The 1129-nt window shown below is 39.0% G+C and carries 2 protein-coding genes; both read left to right on the top strand.

All coding sequences use genetic code 11. The features are described 5' to 3' along the window. Positions 1-282 precede the first annotated feature (282 nt). Complete coding sequence (locus tag ACFXK0_RS29075; RefSeq protein WP_326194937.1) at positions 283-450, top strand: helix-turn-helix domain-containing protein; 168 nt, start codon at positions 283-285, stop codon at positions 448-450. 20 nt (positions 451-470) lie between these two features. Next, positions 471-938 carry a hypothetical protein gene (locus tag ACFXK0_RS29080; protein ID WP_326194938.1) on the top strand — a complete coding sequence of 156 codons (468 nt, stop codon included), beginning with the start codon at positions 471-473 and terminating at the stop codon, positions 936-938. Positions 939-1129: the final 191 nt, after the last annotated feature.

Here is a 1129-nt window from a genome sequence, read left to right on the forward strand (position 1 = left end):
CATAAGAGTTAGGACATTTCTATCCCTGATACCCAGTTATTTCATATATAATAGGACTTTACATTCAGGAACATGTGTTCTATTATTGGTACAGAAATATTTTCTTCTCCTACCAATATGTCGCATAATGTCGAATCCTTCCTGAAAAAATTCTGAAGAAATTTGTAAAAAGGGGTAGACATGATATATCCCTTGATGGTAAGATAAGGTCATCAAAGGGAACATAAAGGAATCTGAAGCCCTTTAAAGGAAGTGATACATATGTAGAGGGAGGTACGCTTTTTGTCTAGTGAAGAGGTTTTAACAGTTAAACAGGTAGCCGAGATATTAAAAATATCTGAAAAAACGGCTCGCAAAATGCTGAACAACGGAGAAATTAAAGGTTTCAAAGTCGGTCGAGAATGGCGCGTGTCAGCTGAAAAATTCAATGAATACTTAAAACAAAATTAATTCTTTGGGGGAATTTTAAAATGACAAACACTATTAAAAACACTGAAAACACTACTGACGTATTGGCAACTGAGGACATTGCAACAGCATCACCAAGTATTTTTGAACAAGGTACACAACAAATGTTTTCAACTATCCAGGCAACGGACAGAAAGAGCAGCATCAAACTTTACAACGCGGTAAGCAACGCTGAACACTCTCTATCAGACCATATCGGAGAAGTAATTGAAATTACAGACATGGTCGCCCATGCGGTTGAATTAGAGGATGAAGTCACGAAAGAGACAATTCAGGCAATGCGCGTTGTTCTTTTAACAGCAGACGGACAAGGCTATCACAGTGTATCTCAGGGCGTAGCAAGCTCCCTACAACGTATCATTGGGATTGTAGGGCAAGGTCCTTGGACGGACGAGCCATTAAAAGTTGTTCCAAAAGAAGTTAAAACCCGCCGCGGCTTTAAAACATTGACACTTGCGCTTGTGGACTAATTAAATAGTCGCTCCGATCGGGGCGGCTTTTCTTATATTAAATTACTATATACGGAGGTTGCTAGACTTGGATAAAAACGTAATGATTTTCGACAACGGAGAACGCCGCACAGAGATTAAAGAGGATAGAGTGGAGAATATGTATTGTTTCGCTCAAAAGCTTGATGACGATACACAACAGATTATTAGTT

It is taken from the genome of Nocardia sp. NPDC059177 (genome assembly GCF_042755165.1).
In the GTDB taxonomy this organism is placed as follows: domain Bacteria; phylum Actinomycetota; class Actinomycetes; order Mycobacteriales; family Mycobacteriaceae; genus Nocardia.